This is a genomic window from Ensifer sp. GW823-FHT05D09 (assembly GCF_058795755.1).
Window position 1 is genome coordinate 231,617 of record NZ_JBXAIA010000011.1, and the last position, 25,419, is coordinate 257,035.

General features: G+C 62.1%; 20 protein-coding genes. 7 read left to right on the plus strand and 13 right to left on the minus strand.

Features of this window, described 5'->3' with window-relative positions:
* Positions 1–16 precede the first annotated feature (16 nt).
* Positions 17–1,492 (minus strand): NAD-dependent succinate-semialdehyde dehydrogenase, encoded by a 1,476-nt coding sequence (locus AC1Q80_RS26485; RefSeq protein WP_492362347.1) that lies wholly within the window; start codon positions 1,490–1,492, stop codon positions 17–19.
* 137 nt (positions 1,493–1,629) lie between these two features.
* Positions 1,630–2,898 (minus strand): 4-aminobutyrate--2-oxoglutarate transaminase, encoded by a 1,269-nt coding sequence (locus tag AC1Q80_RS26490; RefSeq protein ID WP_492362348.1) that lies wholly within the window; start codon positions 2,896–2,898, stop codon positions 1,630–1,632.
* A gap of 230 nt (positions 2,899–3,128) precedes the next feature.
* Between AC1Q80_RS26490 and AC1Q80_RS26495 the strand changes: the two genes are divergently transcribed.
* Entirely contained in the window at positions 3,129–3,941 is an 813-nt protein-coding gene (locus tag AC1Q80_RS26495; protein WP_173422972.1) for a MerR family transcriptional regulator, read from the plus strand.
* Positions 3,942–3,962: 21 nt separating this feature from the next.
* Here AC1Q80_RS26495 and fba read toward each other — a convergent pair whose 3' ends face one another.
* Positions 3,963–5,006 carry a class II fructose-bisphosphate aldolase gene (gene fba / locus AC1Q80_RS26500; protein WP_057211221.1) on the minus strand — a complete coding sequence of 348 codons (1,044 nt, stop codon included), beginning with the start codon at positions 5,004–5,006 and terminating at the stop codon, positions 3,963–3,965.
* 754 nt (positions 5,007–5,760) lie between these two features.
* Between fba and AC1Q80_RS26505 the strand changes: the two genes are divergently transcribed.
* The 4 genes from AC1Q80_RS26505 to AC1Q80_RS26520 are packed head-to-tail and all read left to right on the plus strand — an operon-like array spanning position 5,761 to position 11,063.
* The gene (locus AC1Q80_RS26505) at positions 5,761–7,359 is read left to right on the plus strand and encodes a peptide ABC transporter substrate-binding protein (RefSeq protein WP_173422971.1); all 1,599 of its coding nucleotides are present in this window, start codon (positions 5,761–5,763) and stop codon (positions 7,357–7,359) included.
* Between the two features lie 54 nt (positions 7,360–7,413).
* Complete coding sequence (oppB, locus tag AC1Q80_RS26510) at positions 7,414–8,337, plus strand: oligopeptide ABC transporter permease OppB (RefSeq protein WP_173422970.1); 924 nt, start codon at positions 7,414–7,416, stop codon at positions 8,335–8,337.
* Positions 8,330–9,460 carry an ABC transporter permease gene (locus tag AC1Q80_RS26515; RefSeq protein WP_492362349.1) on the plus strand — a complete coding sequence of 377 codons (1,131 nt, stop codon included), beginning with the start codon at positions 8,330–8,332 and terminating at the stop codon, positions 9,458–9,460. Before oppB ends, AC1Q80_RS26515 begins: the two co-directional genes overlap by 8 nt.
* A gap of 1 nt (position 9,461) precedes the next feature.
* Entirely contained in the window at positions 9,462–11,063 is a 1,602-nt protein-coding gene (locus tag AC1Q80_RS26520) for an ABC transporter ATP-binding protein (RefSeq protein WP_492362350.1), read from the plus strand.
* 76 nt (positions 11,064–11,139) lie between these two features.
* On the opposite strand, the gene AC1Q80_RS26525 is transcribed toward AC1Q80_RS26520, so the two are convergent.
* Complete coding sequence (locus AC1Q80_RS26525) at positions 11,140–12,507, minus strand: sigma-54-dependent transcriptional regulator (protein WP_492362351.1); 1,368 nt, start codon at positions 12,505–12,507, stop codon at positions 11,140–11,142.
* Positions 12,504–14,330 (minus strand): sensor histidine kinase, encoded by a 1,827-nt coding sequence (locus tag AC1Q80_RS26530; protein ID WP_492362352.1) that lies wholly within the window; start codon positions 14,328–14,330, stop codon positions 12,504–12,506. The genes AC1Q80_RS26525 and AC1Q80_RS26530 overlap by 4 nt, the downstream gene beginning before the upstream one ends.
* A 248-nt stretch (positions 14,331–14,578) precedes the next feature.
* Between AC1Q80_RS26530 and AC1Q80_RS26535 the strand changes: the two genes are divergently transcribed.
* Both AC1Q80_RS26535 and AC1Q80_RS26540 read left to right on the plus strand, forming a co-directional pair.
* The gene (locus AC1Q80_RS26535) at positions 14,579–15,511 is read left to right on the plus strand and encodes a VOC family protein (protein ID WP_492362353.1); all 933 of its coding nucleotides are present in this window, start codon (positions 14,579–14,581) and stop codon (positions 15,509–15,511) included.
* A gap of 66 nt (positions 15,512–15,577) precedes the next feature.
* Positions 15,578–16,180, plus strand: coding sequence for an alpha/beta hydrolase (locus AC1Q80_RS26540; protein WP_492362354.1), 603 nt, complete (start codon positions 15,578–15,580; stop codon positions 16,178–16,180).
* 3 nt (positions 16,181–16,183) lie between these two features.
* On the opposite strand, the gene AC1Q80_RS26545 is transcribed toward AC1Q80_RS26540, so the two are convergent.
* The 8 genes from AC1Q80_RS26545 to AC1Q80_RS26580 all read right to left on the minus strand — a co-directional run bounded on the left by AC1Q80_RS26545 (position 16,184) and on the right by AC1Q80_RS26580 (position 25,401).
* On the minus strand, positions 16,184–17,296 hold the full coding sequence (locus AC1Q80_RS26545; protein WP_173422963.1) for an ABC transporter permease: 1,113 nt from the start codon (positions 17,294–17,296) through the stop codon (positions 16,184–16,186).
* A gap of 1 nt (position 17,297) precedes the next feature.
* Positions 17,298–18,446: an ABC transporter permease gene (locus AC1Q80_RS26550; protein WP_492362355.1), complete on the minus strand. Its 1,149-nt coding sequence runs from the start codon at positions 18,444–18,446 to the stop codon at positions 17,298–17,300.
* On the minus strand, positions 18,443–20,179 hold the full coding sequence (locus tag AC1Q80_RS26555) for an ATP-binding cassette domain-containing protein (RefSeq protein ID WP_492362356.1): 1,737 nt from the start codon (positions 20,177–20,179) through the stop codon (positions 18,443–18,445). The genes AC1Q80_RS26550 and AC1Q80_RS26555 overlap by 4 nt, the downstream gene beginning before the upstream one ends.
* Positions 20,176–21,186, minus strand: a complete 1,011-nt coding sequence (gene hlyD / locus AC1Q80_RS26560; RefSeq protein ID WP_492362357.1) for a secretion protein HlyD — start codon at positions 21,184–21,186, stop codon at positions 20,176–20,178. The genes AC1Q80_RS26555 and hlyD overlap by 4 nt, the downstream gene beginning before the upstream one ends.
* Positions 21,183–21,887 carry a CerR family C-terminal domain-containing protein gene (locus AC1Q80_RS26565; RefSeq protein WP_492362358.1) on the minus strand — a complete coding sequence of 235 codons (705 nt, stop codon included), beginning with the start codon at positions 21,885–21,887 and terminating at the stop codon, positions 21,183–21,185. Before AC1Q80_RS26565 ends, hlyD begins: the two co-directional genes overlap by 4 nt.
* Positions 21,888–22,032: 145 nt before the next feature.
* Positions 22,033–23,199 carry an HPP family protein gene (locus tag AC1Q80_RS26570; protein WP_173422958.1) on the minus strand — a complete coding sequence of 389 codons (1,167 nt, stop codon included), beginning with the start codon at positions 23,197–23,199 and terminating at the stop codon, positions 22,033–22,035.
* A 157-nt stretch (positions 23,200–23,356) separates the two neighbouring features.
* On the minus strand, positions 23,357–24,730 hold the full coding sequence (locus AC1Q80_RS26575) for a sensor histidine kinase (RefSeq protein WP_492362359.1): 1,374 nt from the start codon (positions 24,728–24,730) through the stop codon (positions 23,357–23,359).
* The gene (locus AC1Q80_RS26580) at positions 24,727–25,401 is read right to left on the minus strand and encodes a response regulator transcription factor (RefSeq protein WP_077505651.1); all 675 of its coding nucleotides are present in this window, start codon (positions 25,399–25,401) and stop codon (positions 24,727–24,729) included. The genes AC1Q80_RS26575 and AC1Q80_RS26580 overlap by 4 nt, the downstream gene beginning before the upstream one ends.
* Between the last annotated feature and the right edge of the window lie 18 nt (positions 25,402–25,419).

Genomic DNA, 25,419 nt, shown 5'->3' on the forward strand with positions numbered 1-25,419 from the left:
GCCCGCGCGTCAAACCTCAGATGTTGCCCATGCAGAGATATTTCATCTCGAGATAGTCCTCGAGCCCGTGGCGGGAGCCCTCGCGACCGATGCCGGATTGTTTGATGCCACCGAAGGGAGCCGCCTCGGACGACATGCGACCGGTGTTGATGCCGACCATGCCGTATTCGAGGGCCTCTGCCACATGCCACACGCGCTTGAGGTTCTCGGCGTAGAAATAGGCGGCAAGGCCATAGATCGTGTCGTTTGCCTCGGCGATGACCTGTTCGGCGGTCTCGAAGCGGATGATCGGAGCGATCGGCCCAAATGTCTCTTCCTGGGCGACGCGCATGTCGGTCGAGATACCGGTGAGGACCGTCGGCTCGAAGAACGTGCCCGACGCGCCGATGCGATGACCGCCGGCGCGCACCTTGGCGCCCTTCGACACGGCGTCGGCGACGTGGGCCTCGATCTTTTCGATCGCATGCCGGTCGATCATCGGGCCGATGGTGACGCCGGCGGAAAAGCCGTCGCCGACCGATAGTTCGGCGACGCGTGCCACGAACTTCTCCGCAAACGCGTCATGCACGGCCGATTGCACATAGATGCGGTTTGCCGAAACGCAGGTCTGGCCGGCGTTGCGGAATTTCGCCTGGACGGCCCCATCGACCGCCTCGTCGATATCGGCATCGTCGAAGACGATGAAGGGGGCGTTGCCGCCGAGTTCCAGGCTCACCTTCTTGATCTGGTCTGAACACTGGCGCATCAGCAGGCGGCCGACTTCCGTCGAGCCGGTAAAGCTGATCTTGCGGACCTTGGGGTTGCTGCAGAGTTCGCGCCCGATCGCAGCCCCTTCCGAAGCGTAGAGCAGATTGACGACGCCTGCAGGGAAGCCGGCCTTCTCGGCGAGCACGAACATGGCGCCGGCAACGAGTGGCGTCTGTTCTGCGGGCTTCAACACGATGGCGCAGCCGGCGGCAAGCGCGGGCGCGATCTTGCGGGCGACCATGGAAGCAGGAAAGTTCCACGGGGTAATCGTCCCGACGACGCCGACCGGCTGCTTGATGACCAGCATGCGTCGGTCATTGGCCGGTGCCGGGAAGGTTTCGCCATAGATGCGCTTCGCCTCCTCGGCGTACCATTCGACATAGGCGGCAGCGTGCAGCACCTCGCCCTTCGATTCGCCGATTGGCTTGCCCATTTCGGCAGTGAGGATGGCGGCGAGATCGTCGGCATGGGAAATGATCAGGTCGTGCCAGCGCCGAAGCACGGCACTTCGATCCTTGGCCGGTTTTGCTGCCCAAAGGGCTTGCGCGGCGGCGGCCGCATCGATCGCAGCGCTCGCCTGTGCAATGCCCATATCCGGCAACGACGCAAGCAACTCTCCGCTCGATGGGTTGAAAACGTCGAAGGTCGCGCCCGTCCAATTCCCGGCGCAATGCGCAACGCCGTCCAAACCGGAAAACAGTTCGGCGTCACGCAGGTGTTTGGTCAAGGCCGGCGTCAGGGTCATGATGGACGTCCTCCAGCGATGCCCGTCGCATGCCGACCGGCCCGCTTCCTGTTTGTTTTTGCGGGCGTCGTTCCTCCCGACGCCCGGAGCCATTTCATCGGCCCGGACAACCGCGTTAGCGGTCGCCCGGCAAGGCGTCAACCGCGCGCTTCGAGGATCGAGGCTTCGAGGATGTCGAGCGCCTCGGCAAAGACGTTGTCCTGGATCGTGATCGGTGCCAGGAACCGGATGACGTTGCCGTGCACGCCGCAGGTGAGCAGGATCAGGCCCTTGTCGAGCGCAATCAGCCGAACCTTGTTGGCAAAGTCGGCGCTCGGCAGATTGGTCTTCACATCATTGAATTCCACGGCGTTCATGAAGCCCGGGCCGCGGATGTCGACGATCTCGGGTGCCTGCTCGCGGATCGCGGCAAGGCGCTGCTTCAGTCGGCCGCCAAGCTGTTCGGCCCGTTCGCAAAGTTTCTCCTCGGCGATGACATCGAGCACGGCATGCGCCGCGGCAATACCGAGCGGATTGCCGCCATAGGTGCCGCCAAGACCGCCGGGGGCCGGCGCGTCCATGATCTCGGCGCGGCCGGTGACGGCAGCGAGTGGGAAGCCACCGGCAAGGCTCTTTGCCATCGTCATCAGGTCGGCCGCGACTTCATGATGATCCATCGCGAACATCTTGCCGGTGCGGGCAAAGCCGGTCTGGACTTCATCGGCAATCAAGAGAATGCCGTGCTGGTCGCAGATTTCGCGCAGTGCCTTCATGAAGGCTGGCGGAACCGGGTAGAAGCCGCCTTCGCCCTGCACCGGCTCGATGATGATCGCAGCGACCCGGCCAGGATCGACATCGGCAGCAAACAGCTTCTTCAGCGCGGCCAGCGACTGCTCGATGGTGATGCCGTGAAGTTCGATCGGGAAGGGCGCGTGGAAGACGTCGCCCGGCATGGCGCCGAAGCCGACCTTGTAAGGCACCACCTTGCCGGTAAGCGCCATGCCCATGAATGTGCGGCCATGGAAGCCGCCGCCAAAGGCGATCACGGCCTGGCGACCAGTCGCCGCACGGGCGATCTTGACTGCATTTTCTACGGCTTCGGCACCTGTGGTGACGAAGATCGTCTTCTTGGCGAAATCGCCGGGCGCAAGCGCGTTCAGGCGCTCGGCGAGATGCACATAGGTCTCGTAGGGTACGACCTGATGGCAGGTGTGGGTGAAGCGATCGAGCTGCGCCTTGACGGCGGCGATCACCTTCGGATGGCGATGGCCGGTGTTGACGACGGCGATGCCGGAGGCGAAGTCGATATAGCGGTTGCCTTCCTTGTCCCAGATTTCGGCGTTCTCCGCACGGTCGGCGTAGATCTGCGTGGTCATGCCCACGCCGCGGGAAATGGCAGCGTTCTTACGATCGGTGAGGCTAGTCATGGTGCGTGTCCTGTTGCTGGCGAAGGCAATATGTTGCATTTTTTCTGCAAGTTTATTTGGGAAGTGGTACATCTTTCAAAATGGAATGCAAATCAAATTTGGTGATCGAGAGAACACCGGCGCTGATGAGGCATTCTTGTAAAAGCTTAGGTCGGGCGGATAAGTTCGCGAGCGCGCGGGTGCGGCGCAGATTCGTTGCCGGACCAGGCGGTTGTAACAAGGAAGAGAAAATGAGCGGCGTGCGCTACAAGGTTGCCGAGGCTGCACGATTGGCGGGAGTGTCCGCCTCGACGCTCCGATTGTGGGAAACGCAAGGACTGGTCGTGCCGGAGCGTTCACCGACGGGCCACCGGCAATACACGGAAGCCGATCTGGCGCGACTGAAACGCATTTCCTGGTTTCGCGTCGAACGCGGTCTCAACCCGGCGGCTATCAGAGAAGCACTCGAAGCCGAGGTGGCTGCGGATGATGACGCGCCTGCGCCGGGAGAGAGCGGTATCGACAACCAGGTCGGCCGCAAATTGCGCAGTCTGCGCCATGCCGCCGGCAAGACGCTGGAGCTGGTTGCGGGCGAGATCGGGATTGCCGCTTCCGTACTCTCGACGCTCGAGCGCACCTCGCAAGGCGTGTCAGTTGCCGTTTTGCACAACATCGCCGCATATTTCGGATCGACGGTTTCGAGCCTGTCGGGCGAGGAAGAGGCGGACGCACGCGCCGTTGTCCGGGCGGGAGAATGGCGGGCCTGGCCGAAGACCACGCCCGGCGTCACGGTCCAGCTCCTTGCCGACGGTCGCAACCAGATGGACTGCCATCGTTTCGTGCTGGAGCCCGGTGCTTCAAGCGAAGGCGCTTACCGGCATGAGGGGGAGGAATTCGTCTATGTGCTTTCGGGGCGCGTCGAGTTCATTCTCGACAATGACCAGTTTTACGACCTTGGGGTCGGCGATTCGCTCTACTTCGAAAGCAAACGCCGCCATGCCTGGACAAACCGGCATGACGGCGAAACGGTCCTTCTGTGGATCAACACGCCGCCGACATTCTGACGGCGGCGTGCCTGATGCCGATCAGGCCGCGGCGTAGCGCTTGGCCATTTCCGGCAGGCGCAGGGTGCGGATCTTCGATGCCTTGCCGGCGGTACGGAAGGCTTCGAAGCGCTCGCGGCAAACCTCGGTCATGAGCGCCGTCGCCGGCTTCAGGTAGGTGCGCGGGTCGAAATTTTCCGGATTTTCGGCAAAGTTCTTGCGGATCGTGCCGGTCATGGCGAGACGCAGGTCGGTGTCGATGTTGACCTTGCGAACGCCGAGCGGGATCGCCTTCTGGATTTCCGAGACCGGAACGCCCCAGGTCGGCTTCATCTTGCCGCCATAGGTGTTGAACAGATCCTGTAGATCCTTCGGAACAGAGGACGAGCCGTGCATCACGAGATGGGTGTTCGGCAGACGCTTGTTGATCTTGGCAATGGTTTCGATCGACAGGATGTCGCCATCCGGCTCACGGGTAAACTTGTAGGCGCCATGGCTGGTGCCGATGGCGACGGCGAGCGCATCCACACCGGTCTTGGTGACGAAGTCGAAAGCCTGCTCCGGATCGGTCAGCAGTTCCTCGCGCGACAGCTTGCCCTCGAAGCCGTGGCCATCTTCCTTGTCGCCAGCGCCGGTTTCCAGGTTGCCAAGGCAGCCGAGTTCGCCTTCGACGGAAACGCCGGCCGCGTGCGCGATCTTCACGACTTCGGCGGTGACTGCGACATTGTATTCATAGCTCGCGACGGTCTTGCCGTCCTTTTCCAGCGAACCGTCCATCATGACCGATGTAAAGCCGTTGGTGATCGCCGAAATGCACGTCGACGGCTGGTCGCCGTGGTCGAGATGCAGACAAACCGGAATATGCGGATATTCTTCAGCAGCACCCAGGATGAGGTGGCGCAGGAAGGCGTCACCCGCGTAGGAGCGAGCGCCGCGGCTTGCTTGCAGGATAACGGGAGAATCAGTCGCGTCTGCAGCGCGCATGACGGCCTGAATGTATTCGAGATTGTTCACATTGAACGCCGGCAGTGCGTAGTCGTTCTCCGCCGCATGGTCGAGCAGTTGCCGCAATGTGATCAATGCCATTCGATAATCTCCCTTTATATGTCTCTGCGCAGCTTGGTGCGCGACGAAAATGGTCCGGCCATGCCGCCGCACGTGGTTTCATCGACACCAGTCGATGGCCGGATTTGTCGTGCGACGTGACAACGCGTGCGAAATGGTCGCGCCCACCGAAGTCAGGCGCACAATAGTTCATCAAAGTGGTTTGGCAACGGGCGACAGGCTGGCTGCGAGGGGTGCCGGACGCGCTTCAATCGATTTTACTGTGGACTGGATGCAACAGGACGGATCTAACCGTTTCGCTTTCTAGTGGTGCGTCACCGCGGGTCGGATCGATCGGGCTAAATGCTACCTTTGCGCGCGCCGATGGCGAGCTGCACCGAGTTGGAAATGGCCTGTGAGGAAGCGCGGCGTGACCGTTCAGCGGACGTGCTGCAAGAAGATTGCGGCAAAGGCCCTGTTTCTTTTCGCACATTACGTAAACTGCCCCTCGAATTCACGAAGTTTGCACGACGGCTGATTCTTGGCCTCGATCCGGCAAAATGGCGGTCGCATCTAAAACGTTACAGGAGATAGGCGTGGATTACCGCGCCGCTGTCATATCTGCGTCGCAAAAACGACGAAAACGATCGCAAACGAAATACAACTTTAAAGTTCACAAAATTACGGCTCTATAGATAAAGATGCAGCCGGCTGCAGAATCCGCCTTGCGTTTGAGAAAGATTTGCACTTCTCTCCTGCGATCACAAACCCAAAAAAGGGGAAGGAGAGAAACGAAATGGCCTCACTGAAACTCAACCTTAGCGCTGCCGCGCTGATCGGCTCGTTGCTCATCGGAGCAAGCCCGGCTCTTGCCGAAGCTGTCCTGCATCGTGGCAATGCCGGTGAGCCGCAGACGCTGGACCAGGCCCATACGTCGATCAACATCGAAGAGTTCATCCTGAAGGATCTCTACGAAGGCCTCACCGTCTATGACGCATCGGGCAAGATCGTCCCGGGTGCAGCCGAAACGTGGGAGCTTTCGGACGACGGCACGGTCTACACCTTCAAGCTGCGCGCTGATGCCAAGTGGTCCGACGGTTCGCCGGTGACGGCCGAAGATTTCGTCTTCTCGTTCCGCCGTGTCGAAGACCCGAAGGTTGCGGCCGGTTACGCCAACATTCTCTTCCCGATCAAGAACGCCGAAAAGGTCAACAAGGGCGAACTGCCGACCGACCAGCTTGGCATGAAGGCCGTCGACGACAAGACGCTTGAAATCACGCTTGAGCGCCCGACCCCGTTCTTCCTCGAACTGCTTGCGCACCAGACTGCACTTCCGGTCAGCAAGGCCAGCGTCGAAAAGAACGGCGCGGACTTCGTCAAGCCCGGCGTTATGGTTTCGAACGGTGCGTTCACGCTTGCCGCCCACGTTCCGAACGACAGCCTGACCGCCGTCAAGAACCCCAACTACTGGGATGCCGCTAACGTCAAGCTCGACAAGGTCATCTTCTACCCGATCGACGACCAGGCCGCTTCGGTCCGCCGCTTCGAAGCCAAGGAAATGGATCTCGCCTACAACTTCTCGGCCGATCAGCTCGATCGTCTGCGCAAGTCCCATGGCGATCAGGTCCACGTGTCGCCGACGCTCGCGACCTACTACTATGCCTTCGACACCCGCCAGGAGCCCTATAGCGACGTTCGCGTCCGTCAGGCGCTGTCCATGGCCGTCGACCGCGACTTCCTTGCCAAGGAAATCTACGCTGGTTCGCAGCTTCCGGCCTACTCGATGGTGCCCCCGGGCATCGAGAGCTACGGTGAGCCGTCCAAGGCCGAGTTCGGCACCCTGTCGCAGCTCGATCGTGAAGACAAGGCACTGGCCCTGATGAAGGAAGCCGGTTACGGCGAAGGTGGCAAGCCGCTCGAAATCGAGTTGCGCTACAACACCAATCCGAACCACGAGCGCGTTGCAACTGCCGTTGCTGACATGTGGAAGAACACCTTCGGCGCCAAGGTGTCGCTGGTGAACCTCGACGTGTCTTCGCACTACGCCTACCTGCAGGAAGGCGGCAAGTTCAACGTGGCGCGCGCCGGCTGGGTTGCCGACTACGCCGATGCCGAGAACTTCCTCGCTCTCAGCCTCAGCTCCAACAAGACCTTCAACTACGGCCACTTCGAAAACGCTGAATTCGATGGCCTGATGAAGAAGTCCTACGAGGAGCAGGATCCGGCAGCGCGCTCCAAGCTGCTGCATGAAGCCGAAGCTCTGCTGATGAAGGAACAGCCGATCGCTCCGCTTCTGACCCAGGCCGACCTTTGGCTGGTTTCCGACCGCGTCAAGGGCTGGCAGGACAACTCGCCGAACCAGCACCTTAGCCGGTTCCTGAGCGTCGCCGAATAACGAACAGGGACGACGCGCGGCGAAAATGCCGCGCGTCGCCTCCGGAGTACGTCCATGATTTCCTTCATCCTTCGCCGATTGGCGAGTGCGGTGCCGACCTTGTTTATCGTCGTCACCATTTCCTTTTTCCTGATGCGGTTTGCCCCAGGCGGCCCCTTCAACCTTGAGCGTCCCCTTCCGCCACAAACGATGGCGAACTTGATGGCGACGTATCAGCTCGACCAGCCCCTGTGGCGCCAGTATGTTCACTACCTCAGCAATGCAGTGACCGGCGACTTTGGCCCGAGCTACATCTACAAGGACAACAACGTTGCGCAGTTGATCGGCAAGGGCTTGCCCTATTCGATAGAACTCGGCCTGTATGCGCTGCTGTTCGCGGTAATTGGCGGCGTCATCGCCGGCACGATCGCTGCACTTCGGCAAAACAGCATCCTCGACTTCACCATCATGTCGGTCTCGACGCTCGGTGTCACCGTGCCGAACTTTGTCGTCGGCCCAGTCTTGACGCTGATTTTCGCCATTTTCCTCGCCTGGCTGCCGGCCGGTGGCTGGGGTGACGGTTCGATGCGCTACCTGATCCTGCCGATGATCGCGCTCGCCCTGCCGCAATTGGCAGTCTTCGCGCGCCTGACCCGCGGTTCGATGATCGAGGCGCTGCACACCGATCATATCCGCACCGCCAAGGCCTATGGTCTTCCCGCAAGAACGGTTGTCGTCACCCACGCCATGCGCGGGGCGATGCTGCCTGTCGTCTCCTACCTCGCACCTTGCGCGGCGGCGTTGCTGACGGGCTCCGCCGTGGTCGAGACGATCTTCACCATTCCTGGCGTCGGCCGCTACTTCGTCCTCGGGGCGATCAACCGCGACTATACGCTGGTGATGGGCACGGTCATTCTCGTTGCCATCTTCGTTATCGTTTTCAATCTTTTGGTCGACATTCTTTACGGCCTGCTCGATCCGAGGGTTCGCCATGACTGATATCGTCCAGACATCGGCGGCAACGCCGGAAACCAAGGGGCGTAGCCTCTTCCAACTGGCTGCCATGCGCTTCAAGCGCAACCGTGCGGCCATGGCGGGCTGCGTCATGCTTGCCCTGATCGCGATTTTCTCGTTCCTGGGGCCGCTGTTCGTGCCGCACACCTATGATCAGGTGTTCCCTTCCTATGTGAATATCGGGCCGAGCCTCGAGCCTCGTCCGGATGCGTCCACCCTGCAAGGGGTCATGGAAGGGATCGCGACACGCGCCCGCGTCACGTTGAAGGAGTTCAACGTCGAGGGGGAGACCTTCACCGCGACCATCACCTCCGAGCAGCCGATCGATGCACGCGCGACGCGCTACTTCGATCGTGCCAATGAGTTCCGCGACACACAGGTCGTGGCGACCGAGGATGAAGGCCGCACCCTCAAGGTGACCGGCCAGGTCGACCGCGAATACTTCCCGTTCGGCACCGATTCGAACGGTCGCGACCTCTTGGTCCGCGTCATGCTCGGCGGCCAGATCTCGATCGCCGTCGGCCTGCTCGCCAGTCTCGTGTCGCTCGGCATCGGCGTCGTCTATGGCGCGACGTCGGGTTATATCGGCGGCCGCGTCGACAACGTCATGATGCGATTGGTGGAGATCATGTATTCTCTGCCCTTCGTCTTCCTCGTCGTCGTTCTCGTCGTCTTCTTCGGGCGCTCGTTCATCCTGATCTTCCTGGTGATCGGCGCGGTCGAATGGCTGGATATGGCCCGCATCGTGCGCGGTCAGACCCTGGCGCTGAAACGGCGGGAATTCGTCGGCGCAGCGCAGGCGCTCGGTCTGACTGACTGGCAGATCATCCGTCGGCACATCATTCCGAACACCATCGGTCCCGTCATCGTCTTCGTCACCGTCGTCGTGCCGAAGGTGATCCTGCTCGAGAGCTTCCTCTCCTTCCTCGGCCTGGGCGTCCAGGCGCCGCTGACGAGCTGGGGCGCGTTGATCTCGGAAGGCGCCAAGAATATCCAGTCGTACCCCTGGCTCTTGATCTTCCCGGCCATCTTCTTTGTTCTGACGCTGTTCTCGCTGAACTTCGTCGGCGACGGCCTGCGCGACGCGCTCGACCCGAAGGACCGCTGATATGGCTGACACAAACGAAACCATTCTGGCCGTCCGCGGCCTCAAGGTGAACTTCTCGACGCCGGACGGTACGGTCGAAGCGGTCAAGGGCATCGATCTCGATGTGCGCACCGGCGAGACGCTTGCCGTCGTCGGCGAGTCTGGCTCGGGCAAGAGCCAGACGATGATGGGCATCATGGGCCTGCTCGCCAAGAACGGCACCGTCACCGGTTCTGCCCGCTATCGCGGTCAGGAACTGGTGGGCCTCTCGCCCAAGGCGCTCAATGGCGTGCGCGGTTCCAAGATCACCATGATCTTCCAGGAACCGATGACCTCGCTCGATCCGCTCTATACGATCGGCCGTCAGATTGCCGAACCGATCGTTCATCACCGCGGCGGCACATTCAGGCAGGCGCGCAAGCGCGTGCTGGAACTGCTCGAACTGGTAGGCATTCCCGAGCCCGGTCGGCGCATCGACAGCTATCCGCACGAGCTTTCGGGCGGCCAGCGTCAGCGTGTGATGATCGCGATGGCGCTTGCCAACGAACCGGATCTTCTGATCGCCGACGAACCGACGACGGCCCTCGACGTGACGATCCAGGCGCAGATCCTCGATCTGTTAAAGTCGCTGCAGAAGCGCTTCGGCATGGCGATCGTGCTGATCACGCACGACCTCGGCATCGTCAAGCATTTCGCTGAACGGGTGGCAGTGATGCGCCGCGGCGAAGTGGTGGAGCAGGGCACCACCGCTGACATCTTCGAGCGGCCGCAGGCCGACTACACGAAGATGCTGCTCGCGGCAGAACCGAGCGGTCGCAAGGCTCCCCCGACAGACAATGCACCGATCATCCTTGAAGGCCGGGACGTCTGTGTCGACTACGCGATCGGCGGCGGCTTCTTCACCCGCGGCAACGCCGTCTTCCGTGCCGTCGACAAGGTCACCCTGAAGCTCCGCGAAGGCCAGACCATCGGCGTTGTCGGCGAATCCGGGTCCGGAAAATCGACGCTCGGGCGGGCGCTGTTGCGGCTTCTGCCGAGCAGCGGCTACTACCGCTTCGGAACGACAGACATTTCCGGCTTCGATCGCGGACAGATGCGTCCGCTCAGGCGTGCGCTGCAACTGGTGTTCCAGGATCCCTACGGTTCGCTGTCGCCACGCCGCACCGTCGGTGAAATTATCACCGAAGGTCTGCACGTGCACGAGCCGGCGCTTAGCCGCGCCGATCGCGACCGTCGCGCCATCGAAGCGCTGAAGGAAGTCGGGCTCGATCCGGCGTCGCGCAACCGTTATCCGCACGAGTTTTCGGGTGGCCAGCGGCAGCGCATCGCGATTGCTCGCGCCATGATCCTGAAGCCGAAGGTCGTCATTCTCGACGAACCGACATCGGCGCTGGACCGCTCGGTCCAGGGGCAGGTGATCGAGCTTCTGCGAGATCTGCAGCGCTCACACGGCCTGTCCTACATCTTCATCAGCCACGATCTGTCCGTGGTGAAGGCGATGTCGGACTACGTGATCGTCATGAAAAACGGCAAGATCGTCGAAGAAGGCGATACCGACGGGATCTTCGATGCTCCGAAGGAGCCGTATACCAGGACGCTGATCGGCGCGGCCTTCAACGTTTGAGGCCAACAGTCCTGTCACAGCTTTGCAGGGGCGCGATGTTCGCGCCCCTGCTTTTGGTTGGGGTTATACGACAGGCCTAAAGACCGTCACCGTCGCCGGACAGGTCGGCGGCCACCAGCTTCTTGTCGAGTCCGAACTTCTGCATCTTTTCATAGAGCGTCTTGCGCGAGATGCCGAGCGATTCATAGACCGGTTTTAGCGCGCCGCCATGGGCGGCGATGGCGTTTGCGATCAGCCCCTTCTCAAAGGCAGCGACCTTGTCTGCCAGGCGGCTGCCGGTCGTCATGGGCGAGGCGGTCTCGCTCGATGTGGAGTCCAGCCCAAGCACAAGCCTTTCGGCAGCATTGCGCAGTTCGCGCACGTTGCCCGGCCAGTTGCGTTCCGCCATCTCTGCCAGCATGTTTTGTGAAACCTCGACTTCGTCTCGGCCATAACGCGCAGCGGATTCGCGCGCGAGCTGCAGGAACAGGAGCGGAATGTCGGCGCGGCGTTGCGCGAGCGGCGGCACGCGCAGCGTCGCGACATTGAGGCGATAGAGAAGGTCGGGCCGGAAGCGACCTGCTGCCACTTCCGGCTCCAGATCTACCTTGTTGGTGGCGATGAAACGGACGTCGAGCGACACAACCTCGTTGGAGCCCAGCCGCGTGATCACGCGCTCTTGCAGAACGCGCAGAAATTTTGCCTGCAGGTCGATCGGCATCGAGCCGATTTCGTCGAGCAGAATGGTTCCGCCGCGTCCATGTTCGAACTTGCCGTAGCGTGGACGGATCGCGCCGGGAAAAGCGCCTGGCTCATGGCCGAAAAGTTCGCTCTCGATCAGGTTTTCCGGCAGGGCTGCGCAGTTGATGGCGATGAAGGGACTGTTCGCCCGAGCACTCAGATCGTGCAGGGTACGAGCCACGACCTCCTTGCCGACACCGGTCTCGCCGATGATCAAGGTATCGGCATCGGAGGCGCCGATCGCGCGGATGCGGTAGCGCAGGTCGACCATGACCTGGCTGCGCCCAGGCAGCCGCTGCTCGATGTCGTCGCGCTTGCCGGCAACTGCCTTGAGCCGTCGGTTCTCGAGCACCAGCGCGCGCCAGTCGAGTGCGCGGCGAATGGTGCCGGCGAGCATCTGGGCGGTGAAGGGTTTTTCGACGAAGTCATAGGCGCCTTCGCGCATGGCGCGGACGGCGAGCTGAACGTCGCCATGGCCAGTAACAAGGATCACCGGCACCTCGACGTCGATCTCGCGGATGCGCTGCAGGAAGGTCATGCCGTCCATGCCAGGCATGCGGATGTCGCTGATGACGACGCCGGGAAAACTGAAGCCGATGAATTCCAGGGCGCGCTCGGCGCTGGCAAACGTTTCGACGCGGAAGCCGGCAAGCTCCAGCGCCTGCGCACTCGAATGGCGCAGTTCCTCTTCGTCATCGACGAGCAGGACACGGCTTTCGATCATTCGGCGGCCTCCTGGCCCAGGTCGTCTGCAACGGGAAGTTCGATGCGGAATTCTGCACCGCCTTCAGCGAGGTTCGTGGCAACAAGGCTGCCGCCGAAGTCCTTGACGATGTTATAGGAAATCGACAGGCCAAGGCCCAGCCCCTTGCCGACCCCCTTGGTCGAAAAGAACGGGTCGAAGATCCGTTCGGCGATTGCCGCCGGCACGCCCGGGCCGTGATCGCTGACCGCAAGCACAACCTTGTCTCCGTCGCGCCAGGCACGAAGCCGAATGTGGCGATCCTCCAGTCCCTCGACCGCATCGGCCGCGTTGGAGATCACGTTGACCAGAACCTGCTGCAGGCGAACGGAACCGGCGCGAACCACCAGCGGCTCCGGCCCGAGATCGATGTCGATGTCGGCGGCCGCCGCCTTGAGCCTGACCGTGACGATTTCCATCGTGTCGCGCACGACATCCTCGATCAGCACTGGTCCGAGCTTCTCGTTGGGCTTACGGGCAAAATTGCGCAAGTGCCGGCTGATGGCGGCCATGCGGTCGACGAGGCCGGAGATCCGCCTGACATTGTCGCTGGCTTCATCGGTTCGCCCGCGCTCAATCAGCAAGGTTGCACTGTCAGCATAGGTCTTTGCGGCCGCCAGCGGCTGATTGAACTCGTGCGACAACGCCGCCGACATCTGCCCGAGGCCCGCGAGCTTGCCGGCCTGGATGAGATCGGCCTGGGTGCGGCGCAGTTGTTGCTCGGTCAGGCGGCGCTCGGCTATCTCCTCCTCGATCTGCGCGTTGACGCGTGCGAGATCCGCTGTTCGTTCGTCTACGCGCCGTTCAAGTTCCGTCTGTGCCTCGGCCTGCATCGAGATGCGTTCGTTGAGCCGCGCACGTCTCTGCCAAAGGATCCCGGCCGCCAATCCGGCAAGGCAGATCAGCAGCAGCGCCGCAATCGTCGTCGTCAGGGCCTGCGTTTTCACCGAGGCCGTGTCCGCGAGCACGTTCACGGTCCAGTCGGCGTCCGTCATGTATTGCGACACGACAAGATATTCGCGGCCGGACTGACCGGCGGATATGCGCATCAAGTGGTGGTCGCAGCTGTCGTGGCGCGTCAGAGGCAAGGGGCGAACGGTGGCATCCGCATAGCGCCTCGAAGCCACCGTCTGGGCGCGCCGCTCCTCCGTCAGGGGCAGGATCGCGGTATAGAGCCACTCCGGCGTCCCGGTCATGAAAATGATGCCCTCGGGATCGGAGACAAAAATCTTGTACTCACCGCCCTGCCAGGACGCCTCGATGCTTTCGACATCGACCTTGAAGACGATGACACCGCGGATATCCTCGCCGACGCGGATGGGAGCGCCGAAAAAATAGCCACGCTTCAGCGAGGTCGTGCCAAGCGCGTAGAACCTGGACTGCCGCCCTTGCAACGCCTCCTGGAAATAGGGGCGATAGCTGAAGTTCTGTCCGACGAAGCTCGTCGGGCCGTCATAATTGCTGGCGGCGATGGTATCGCCGCCGGGTGTGATCACATAGATATCGGAGGAGTGCAGCAGCCCATTGATATCCTTGAGATAGGCGTTGACCGATTCCCGCAGACGCCGGTCGCGGGGCCGCGTGGCAAGCTCCTTGATATCGTCGTGATCGGCGATCAGGGCGGGCAGGGCCTGGTATCGGTTGAGGTGGCCGTCCAGCGCCGCCACCGCGAGCCGGAGGGCGGTGTTTGCCTGGGCAGATGCTTCGTCGAGATAGCTGCGCATCGCCACGGCATTGCCCTGCCAGGCAAGGACGGCAACCGCCAGCGGCAGCAGGAGGACGGCAAAGATCAGGCGGTATTTCACGGAATGTCTGGGCTCCTCCTCCCGCTCGCTCCCGATAGCCACGCTGTGGCTGATACCAATCTTAAGCAGGCGCCGGCCCACCCACAAGGCGTCGGCTATGTCCTCACTGTTCGTTCAACGATTTTCCCTTGTCGTCAACAAAACGTAGACAATGCGTTTGGTGGCGACTGTCTTTCGCAACGACCGGGATGAGCGCATCTATGCGTCATGACAAAGCCCGGTCTCGGCGGGCGGAAAGGATCAAGGCAATGCTCAATCAGATCAAGGGCCTGCATCACGTGACCTCGATGGCCGACGATGCCTTCACCAACAACCAGTTCTTCACCAGGACACTCGGCATGCGCCGCGTCAAGAAGACGGTGAACTTCGATTCCCCTGACGTCTATCACCTCTATTATGGCGACGAGGCCGGAACCCCCGGCACGGTCATGACCTATTTTCCGTTCCCACAGATGCCGCGCGGGCGTGCCGGCACCGGCGAAGTCGGCACCACGGTCTTTTCCGTTCCTGAAGGCGCGCTCGGCTTCTGGCGCGAGCGGCTCGCAAAGCTCGGTGTCACCGGCCTCAAGGAGGAACAGACCTTCGGTGAAAAGCGCCTGAATTTCGCGGGCCCTGATGGCGACGGCTTCGCGCTTGTCGAAGTGCGCGACGACAAGCGGGCGCCCTGGACGGACGGCGGCGTTTCGGGGGACCACGCGATCCGCGGCTTTCATTCGGCGGCAATGCGGCTGCGTGACGAAGGCGCGACAGCGGAGCTTCTGAAGTTCATGGGCTACGAGGAGTTGGGTCGCAAGGATGGCGTTACAAGGCTGATCCTGCCTGGCGGCAATGGCGCGGGTCTGATCGACCTCGAGACCATGCCGAACCTCAATCGCGCCGCCCAGGGTGCAGGCTCCGTGCATCACATCGCCTTTGCCGTCGAAAATCGCGAAAAGCAGCTCGAAGTGCGCAAGGCGCTGATGGACACCGGCTATCAGGTGACCCCGGTGATCGATCGCGACTATTTCTGGGCGATCTACTTCCGAACGCCGGGCGGCGTCCTGTTCGAAATCGCCACCAACGAACCGGGCTTCAACCGCGACGAGGATCTCGCCCATCTCGGCGAAGCGCTGAAGCTGCCGCAGCAGCACAAGCACCTGCGCCCGGTTCTCGAAAGCCATCTGCAGAAGCTTGAAGCTTAGGACGCAGGGCGGTCGGGCGATGCCCCGCCGCCGATGCGACATCCCGCAAGAAACAAGGAGATCTCCATGGCCGACCACGGCTACGTCCACAAACTGAAAGCCGGTCAGCCCGGCAATCCCATTTTCCTCGTCTTCCACGGCACGGGCGGCGACGAGAACCAGTTCTTCACCTTCGGCGCGCAACTCATGCCCGAGGCGACCATCGTGTCGCCGCGTGGCGATGTGTCGGAGCATGGTGCTGCCCGCTTCTTCAAGCGGACGGGTGAGGGCGTCTACGACATGGCGGACCTGTCCCGAGCGACGAAGAAGATGGCCGATTTCGTCAAGGCCCTTGCCGACGAACACCAGGCGTCTGAGATCGTTGGCCTCGGTTACTCGAATGGGGCAAACATTCTTGCCAACGTGTTGATCGAGTATGGCCTTTTCGACAAGGCGGTCCTGATGCATCCGTTGATCCCGTTCCGGCCGAAGGACAATGCGGCGCTTGCAGGGCGCCACGTCTTGATCACGGCCGGTGAACGCGACCCGATTTGCCCGGCGCCCCAGACGCAGGCGCTGGCGGACTATTTCACGGCACAGGCCACCGACACTGAAATCGAATGGCATGCCGGTGGCCACGACATCCGCCAGAATGAAATCTCCGCAATCGAGCGCTTCGTCAGGGGCTGACAGCTACTCCAGCCGGCGACGGAACAACCACGAAGCGGCCGAGAGCGTGACGAGGGCGATGACGCAAAGCGGTATCGTCTGGCGCACGACCTCGGCCAGCGGGATATCCTTCAGGAACACCCCCTTCACGATCACGAGGAAGTAGCGCAGCGGATTGACGAGCGTCACCGGCTGCAGCCAGGCAGGCATGTTCTCGATCGGTGTCGCAAAGCCCGATAGCAACATTGCCGGCACCATGAACAGGAAGGCGCCAAGGATCGCCTGCTGCTGCGTCATCGACAACGCTGAAATGAACAGCCCGAGACCAACCACCGCCGCAAGATAGAAGACCGCGCTGCCATAAAGCAGGAACAGCGACCCGCGCAGCGGCACGCCGAAGATGAAGACCGCGGCGAGAATGTAGACCGTGATGTGGAACATCCCGATCATCATTGGCGGGATCAACTTGCCGATCAGGATCTCATGTGTTCTGAGCGGCGAAACCATTAGCTGGTCGAAGGTGCCCAGTTCCCTTTCGCGCGCGATCGACAGTGCGGTAACGATAAGGCCAATCAACAATGCGATGCTGGCCACCAGATTGGGCACCATGAACCATTGATAGGTGAGGTTGGGATTGAACCAGTTTCGTGCGATGACCGCGATCGCCGCGGAGGCCGAGCGTTTGCCGGCCGGCGTATCGGCGGCAAGCGCGGCGACGATGCGTCCCAGATAGCCCGAGACGATCTGCGACGCGTTCGATCGGCGCCCGTCGAGGATAATCTGGACCTCGGCGGGCCGGCCGGCTTCGATGTCACGCGAGAAGGTCGGGCCGATCTCCAGGGCGGCAATCGTACGTTGCCTGTCGATTGCGTCGCGAACCTCGTTTTGATTATCGGTGAACGCGATGCTTCGAAACGTTGGGGAGCCGTCGATCCGCTCGACGAGTTCGTGGCCCCAATGGCCACTGTCACGGTTGAGAACCATGACGTCGACGTTCGTCACTTCGAGCGTGGCCGCATAGGAAAAGACCAGAAGCTGGAGGATCGGCGGTCCGATCAGGATCGCCCGACCCTTGGGATCGCGCAGCACCGCCAGCAGTTCCTTGACGATCAGCGCTTTCAGCCGTGTCCACCACATGTCAGCCGATCCTCTTGCGGGTGCTTCGTGCCGCGAGCGCGAAAAAGACGCAGCCGATCAAAAGCATGACGGCAATCGCCTGCAGGAACATCGGCCAGATGTCGCCAGCCAGAAACACCGTCTGCAGGCTCGGGATGAGATAGCGCGCCGGCACGATGAAGGTGATCCACTGAATGACCGTCGGCATGGAGTTGATCTCGAACAGGAAGCCGGAGAGCAGGAAGGCGGGCAGAAAGGCCGAGATCAGCGCAAGTTGCGACGCCAGGAACTGGTTCTTGGTCGCCGCTGAAATCAAAAGGCCCTGACCGAGTGCCGGCATCAGGAATGTCGCCGAGAGCGCATAGAGTGCCGCAACCGAGCCCCGGAACGGCACACCGAAGAGAAAGACGGCCAGGAGCACGCAGAGCGTCATCGACGCCAGCCCGAGCAGGAAATAGGGCAGGAGCTTGCCGGCGAGCAGTTCTGCGGCCGATACCGGCGTCGCCATCATCGCCTCCATCGTGCCGCGCTCCCACTCGCGCGCGACCACCAGTGAGGTCAAAAGCGTGCCGACGAGCGTCATGACGATGGCGATCGAGCCGGGCACGAGGAAATTGCGGCTGGTCAGCTCCGGATTGAACCAGAAGCGTTGTTCGGCCGAGATCGCCGGAGGCGGGCCAGCGTCTTGCCCGCGTTGCTGGCGCTCCCAGTTTGCGACTGTCGCCTGGGCGTAATTCTGCACGAAGTTGGCCGTGTTCGGGTCTGAGCCGTCGACCAGGACCTGCAATGCCGGATGCCGTCCGGCGGCGTGGTCGGCCGTAAAGCGGGCAGGGATGATGACAATGCCGCGAAGCCGCCCGAGCACGAGATCGTCCTCGAAATCGCGGCGGTCGCGGCCGACGCTGACGGAGAAATAGCGCGATGCCTGGAAGCCGGCCGCGAGATCGCGCGTCAGTGGCGTCTCCTGTTCCACCACGAGGCCGATGCGTGTCTGCGTCGTGTCGAGCGATACGCCGTAGCCGAACAGGAACAAAAGGATCAGAGGCAGGACGAAGGCGATGAGAATGCTGCTGGGATCGCGGACGATCTGGTAGCTTTCCTTGCGTACCAGTGCAGCAAAGCGGCGTCCTCGTCCGGATGTCGGTGTCTCGATTTGCGCAGGCGTCGTCATGCCGCCTGCCTCTCTTCCGATCCCTGCACCAGCGCGATGAAGGCGTCCTCCATCGTCGGGTCGGGGAGCGCCGCAGTGGCCACCTGCTTTTTCAGGTCGTCGGGCGAGCCGAGCGCAATCGAGCGGCCGCGATAGATGAGCGAAATGCGATCGCAGTATTCGGCCTCGTCCATGAAGTGAGTGGTGACCAGCACCGTCACGCCCTTTTCGACGAGGCCGTTGATATGGGTCCAGAATTCACGCCGCGTGATCGGGTCGACGCCGGAGGTAGGCTCGTCGAGAAATAGGGCTTCCGGTTCGTGCAGAACGGCGCAGGCAAGCGCGAGGCGCTGCTTGAGGCCGAGCGGCAGGTCCTTGGCAGTCATGTCAAGCAGGCGGCCAAACCCAAAAATCTCGACCATCAGCCGCGTCCGCTCCCGCTTGCGTTCGCCGGACAAACCATAGACACCGGCAAAGAAACTCAGGTTCTGCGCGACGCTGAGATCGCCATAGAGCGAAAACTTCTGTGCCATATATCCGAGGCGGTTGCGGGCTTCGGCGGCATCACGGCGAAGGTCGAAGCCGGCGACCCGGCCTTCGCCGGCACTCGGCTTCAGCAGTCCGCACAGCATTTTGAACGTCGTCGACTTTCCCGCGCCATTCGGCCCGAGCAGGCCAAAAATCTGGCCGCGTGGAATGTCGAAGCTTATGTCGTCGGCTGCGGTGAAATCGCCGAAGCGCTTCGTCAGCCCATGCGCCTCGATCACCGGTTTGCCATCCTCGTTGGCAAACGGTGTCTGGGCTTCCGCCAGCTTCGAACGGCCGCCGGGACCACCGCCCAGCATATCGATGAATGCGTCTTCAAACCGCGGCGGCGCAACGGTTGCCGATGGCGCGGTTCCGGTCGTGTCGGTCGGCTCTTCAGGGGGGGCAAACCCCGGCGCCATGACGAGCCGGATGGCGTCCCCCTGGATAACGCCATCGACGACACCGTCCCCGTCAAGGTAGTGTGCAAGGGCCTCGCGCTTTCGTCCGGTCGTGCCGGCAATCTTGAAGACGCGATCGGCGACCCGTCCTGTCAACTCGGCGGGCGCGCCCTCGAAAAGCAATTTGCCTTCGTTCAGCAACAACACCCTGTCGCAGGCTTCCGCCTCGTCGAGATAGGCCGTCGACCACACGACGCCGATACCGGAAGCGGTCAGGTTCTCGACCATCTTCCACAGGTCTCGCCGGGATATGGGGTCGACGCCGACGCCCGGTTCGTCGAGCAGAAGAAGACGCGGTTTGCGCAGCAAAGCGCAGGCAAGCCCGAGTTTCTGCTTCATGCCTCCGGAAAGCTTGCCGGCCAGCCGGGATGTGAAGCGCTTGAGGTCGGTGAATTCCAGCAGTTCGTCGTATGTCGCCGTGCGTTCAGCCAGCGGAAGGCCGCGCAGGTCGGCGTAAAGATCAAGGTTTTCCTGCACGCTCAGGTCTTCGTAAAGCCCAAAGCGCTGCGGCATGTAGCCGATGGATGCCTGAATGCTGGCAGCGTCCTTGGCGGTGTCGAAGCCCAATACCGCCACCGTCCCTTCGTCGGGAAGCATCAGGCCGGTCATCAGCCGGATCAGCGTCGTCTTTCCCGCGCCGTCGGGGCCGACAAGACCGGTGATGCGACCGCCGAGAATGTCTCCGTCGACATGATCAAGCGCGGGCGCATCTTTGCCAAAACGCTTGACGACACCGGAGATCCGCACGAAGCGCTCGTCGGCGGTCATGATGTGCCTCCTGCAGCCGGTGGCAGGCGAACGGTAACCGGCATGCCCTGGCGCAGATCCACTCCCGGCTTCGCCACGACGATACGCAGGCGGTAGACGAGATCGGTCCGCAGTTCCGGTGTTTCCACCGACTTCGGCGTGAATTCGGCAACGGGAGAAATGAAGCCCACCGTTGCGTCGTACGGCCGGTCCGGGGCCGTATCCGAGACGATCTCGACTTTCATGCCGGGATGGACGCGTCCGAGGTCGGGTTCGGCGACGTAGGCGCGCACCCATACGGGCTGATTCAAGGAAATCACATAGGCTGTGTCCGACGGCGCAATCATCGCGCCAGTTTCGTGAACGCGGGAAAGGACGATGCCATCGTCGGGCGCCAGCAGCCTCGTATCGGAAAGCGAGGTGCGGGCACTGGCGAGCCTGGCCTCCGCCGCCTGGACCTGAGCGGCGGCAGCGGCGATGTCTTCGACCCGACTTCCTTCCTCAAGCAACGCAAGCGCTTCGCGGGCGGAGGTGGTGCGGGCGGCGGCCGCTGCGCGTGCCGCACTCGCTTCATCCAGGTTCGCCTGCGAAATCGTGCCGTTCGGCCGCAACTGCACGGCCCGCTCATAGGCAAGGTCAGCATTCTGGAGTTCGGCGATCCGCTCCTCGTGGACGGCCCGCGCCTGAGCGATCTCGCTCTTGCGTGCCCCGGCCTTCAGCTTTTCAAGATTGGCACGCAGTGCACCAAGGTCAGCCTCCGCCGCGTCCACTGCCTGCTGAAAAGGCGTGGGATCGAGATTGCCAAGAAGATCACCGGTCTTGACCGGGTCGCCTTCATCGACGGCCAGTTTGGCTATGCGCCCGCTGACGCGAAAGCCGAGAGACACCTGCCTGATATCGACATTGCCGTAGAGCACCGAGGCCGGCCGCTGCTCCAACCATCCGAACCGTGCAGGAAGCTCGAACCACCAGCCGGCGGCTGCGGCTCCGGCAAGCAGGGCGACGGCAATGGGTATTTTCCGGCTCATGGCTGGCGGTCCGTATTCTCGCCGAGCCCTTCGACCAGGTCGGCGGCGTGGCTTTTCAGTATTTCGAGTTCGGCGGGGCCGACGGCGTCCCACCGCATCTGCCGCAACACTGCGGCGTGCGCCATGCGGAAGACGAGGATGCTGCCGACGAAGGACAGTGTCTTCAGCCGCACGCGCTCCGATGCCGGATCTTCACCCAGGATCGTGCCGACCAGCCGGCCGGCCATTGAGATCATCGGTCCCATGATGTTGTCATAGACCCGCGCGAAGGCTTCCGTCGGCTCCATCTGTTCGCGGATAATGAAGCGTGCCCAACTCTCGGATTGCCGGCTGACAAACAAACCAACCATGCGCTGGACCATCTGCGTCAGCAGGGCACGTGCCTCCTTGGCGCTCATTGCGACACCTTCCGCATCAAGCCGTGCCAGTCGCTCCAGGATGACCGTTCGCAGGTCGGCGACGTGCCCGCCGATGATCGCCGCCAGATGCTCGGCCGCAGCAATGTAGAGACCTTCCTTGCCGCCGAAATAGTAGGGGATCGCCTGCAGGTTGACGCCAGCGGCATCCGCGAGCTTGCGGGTGCTTGCGCCGTCGAAACCATAGCGTCCGAAGACATCGATCGATGTCGAAAGCAGCTTCTCTTTCGTGGCGTCGCCGCGATCGGGTTTGGGGCCGGATGGGGAGTTCTTGTTTTTCATCATGTGCGCATATTACGACAGCCAAGCAATTAAGTCAATCGAATGAATTTATGATGGCTCGGGTGACGCCTGCCGCTGGCAAGCCCGGCGCACTATTCGCTCAGACTCGGCTTGGTAGCGCTCTTACAGGCAGCGAACTCGGAATATGTCAGGCGACGTCGCGCTCGTCGTCATTCTCCAGCCTGCGCTGGAAGAGTGCGGCAATCAGATCGGACTGCGTGACGATGCCGACCAACCGGTTGTCGGCGTCGACGACGGGCATGTGGTGCAGCCCCATGTCGGCCATCGGTGGGACGAGTTTGGCGATCATCGTTTCCGGCAGTGCCGATTGCACGCGACGTGTCATGATCTCGGAAACGAGCCGGGGGGCTTTCGGTCCAAAGCCGATGACGCTGCCGAGCCGTTGCGTGAAGCCGGCATGCGGTGCCAGCATCGCGTGTTTGATGAAGTCGGTCTGGGTGATGATGCCGACGAGGCCATCCTTTTCTGTCACAACCGGCAAGGCCTTGATGTCGTGTTCGAGCAAGGTCTGCCAGGCTTTGCGCAGCGAGGTCTCCGGCGTTGCAGTCGCCACGTCGCGCGACATGACTTCGCCGCAGGTGATTTCGCCCGAGCGTCGATTGAAGGCGCGGATCTGCGCCTGATGGATGAGCGCATCGAGCTCGTCAGGGCTGATATCGACAACCTCGCCATATTGCGCCAGCACTGCCTGCAAGTCGTCCGGGACGATGCCGAGACGGTGCGTCGGCAGGGGATCGTCGGTGCGGTGCGTGTTGCCGGCGGGCGCCAGGTGAGGGTAGCGCCGGCCCGTCGCGTTGTTGAACAACAGGGCGACGACGAGGATGAGGGCGGAATTGATCGCGACCGGCGACAGTACGAACCAGTAGCCGGCCTCATGGATTGATGTGCCGCCAAGCACTGCAGTCAAGGCGACCGCGCCGCTTGGTGGGTGAAGACAGCCGAGCAACAGCATGATCGCGATTGCAAGCCCGACGGCGACTGCCGCGGCAATGACCGGTTCCGGAATGAGAAGGGCCGAGGTAACCCCGATCACGGACGCGACGATGTTGCCCCCGAGGATGGACCAGGGCTGCGCCAGCGGGCTGGACGGCGCGGCAAACAGCAGGACTGCGGACGCGCCCATGGGGGCTATCAGCAGCGGCAGGTTGGCATCGGCGCCAAGTGCCAGCGTGCTGACGAGGCCGGTCAGAAGAATGCCGACAAGCGCGCCAAGCGACGCGCGTAGCCGCTCCGTATGGCTGATCGGAACGAGCGATGGGATGAAACGCTTGAGATAAGCGCTGGCCTTCGACATGGAAACTCGCGGGCGACTGGATCACTGATTGCTCAGTCCAATAGCATATGGCGATGGATTGGGCAGGGAATCTGCATCCAAAAAAACGCGACGGATTAAAATATATGCATGGCGCCTGCATCGGAAGCATTGTGGGCGCAAGCCGCGCAGCCGCTGATCATGAAACCGTCATGCCGTCAGACCGCGCCGCTGAGAAGTCGATGGTAATCTTCGTCCCTTTGTCGGGCGCAGTCTCGACCGTGATCGGGGCATTATGCAACTCGCTGATACGCTGGACGATTTTCAACCCGAGACCAATCTGACCCGATCGTTTGATGTAGCCAAGATCTTCATGATGTTCGGGGAGGTCGACCAGCCCCCGGCCATCATCCTCGACGCTGACCGTTGCGCCCGGGCCGCAGGCTAGCACGATACGGGTGCCCGGCGGATTATGCTTGACCGCGTTCTCGATCAGGTTGCGCAGCATGTTTTCGACGAGCGCCGGGATGACCGTGACAGTGGGCGTTCGCTCGTCGACGAATTCCAGCGACTTGTCGTGATCGAAGACAAAGGGCGCGATCGCCTCCGCAAGGCCAGCACCGATCTGAGAAAGATCCGCCGCCTGATAGGCCGACGGATCGACGGCGTCGGCGCGGGCAAGAGAGGTCAATTGCTCGAGAATATGCGTGAGGGCGTCGAGATCCCGCTCGGCGTTGCGGGCGCGCGGGTCGTCGATATGGCTGAGTTCCATCTTCGCGATCGAAACAGGTGTGCGGATCTCGTGCGCGATGGAAGAGGAGAACAGCTTCTGGGACTGGATGAGGTCGGCAACCCGGGCCAGCATACGGTTGACGGCCGTGACCAGACGCGCAATCTCCTCCGGCATGCGGGTGAGCGGCAGGCGTGCACTGCTGTCGCGCGGATCCAGCCGATCCGCCGCCGCCGCCGCCATGGCCACCGGTTTCAGTGCGCTTCGGATCGACCAGATCGTCGCGCCGATGACGAGGCAGAACATCAAGGTCATCGGCACGATCATCGAATCAAACATCTCGTGCAGCAGCGCGCCGTACATGAAGCCATTCGGATCTTTCAGGATGGCCAGTTCGACCAGGACCGTCGCGCCAGCACGCTCGAAGGTCTGCCCTCCGGCGACGCTGAACGGCTTGCCCGGCTGAATTTCGCGCTTCCAGAAATTCGGCGCATCGATGCTGAGCGGCAAAAAATGCTCGGCACATTCCGTTGTGCAGTTTGAGTAGAGCAAAGCGCCAGACGCCGTTCGCACCCTCAGGAAGATCGAACCATCGCGGTCATGGCGGTCCAGGTAACGTTCACTCAGTTCGCGGTCCGGCTCGAAACTCGCAATGCCATTGCGGACATGGATGGCGCTGGAAAGCGCTTCCGTTTCCTGCTGCAGCATGAGGACGCTGAGCTTGTCGTCGTCGAACCAGTAGTCCGCAAAGACAACGCCGATCTGGATTGCCATCGCGAGCAGGGAAAAGGCGAGGATGCGACGGGAGACGATACCGATCAGCGACGGGTTCGGCTTCGTCATGAAGCGCGCCTGAGAAGATAACCAATTCCGCGCACGGTCTCGATCTGGATGCCGGTCTCGTAGGCCTGCAGCCGCTTGCGCACCCGAGAAACCGCGAGTTCAAGTGCGTTGGGGCTGACTTCCTGGCCATACTCCGAGAGGGCGGTTTCGAGCTTCCGTTTGGGCACGACGCGACCGACCTCGCGCATGAGGATCTCGATCAGCGAACGTTCGCGTGGCGGCAGCGGGACGACGACGCCGTCGCAGGTCAGGTCTGCGGTTGCAGGGTCGTAGCGCAGAGTGCCCGCCTCGAGCACCGGCTGCACGGCTTGCGGATTTCGCCGCAGCATGGCGCGGCACCGCGACAATAGCTCGCGATGGTGAAAGGGCTTGACCAGATAGTCGTCGGCGCCGGCATCCAGACCGGCAATCCGCTCGTCGACCGATCCCCGAGCGGTGATGATCAAGACGGGCAGACCAGGATACTCCTGGCGAACGCGGCGCAACAGCGCCAGTCCATCGCCATCCGGCAGGCCGAGGTCCAGCAGGATCAGATCGTGCTCCTGAGCCGCGATGGCGGCTTCAGCGTCCGAAACGCTCGAGACCGCGTCGAGCCGCCAGCCGGCGTCGCGCATGGTTTCTCCGACCAGTTCTACCAGTCGCGGACTGTCTTCAACCAGGAGCAGGCGCATCGAGTCGTCTCGGTATGA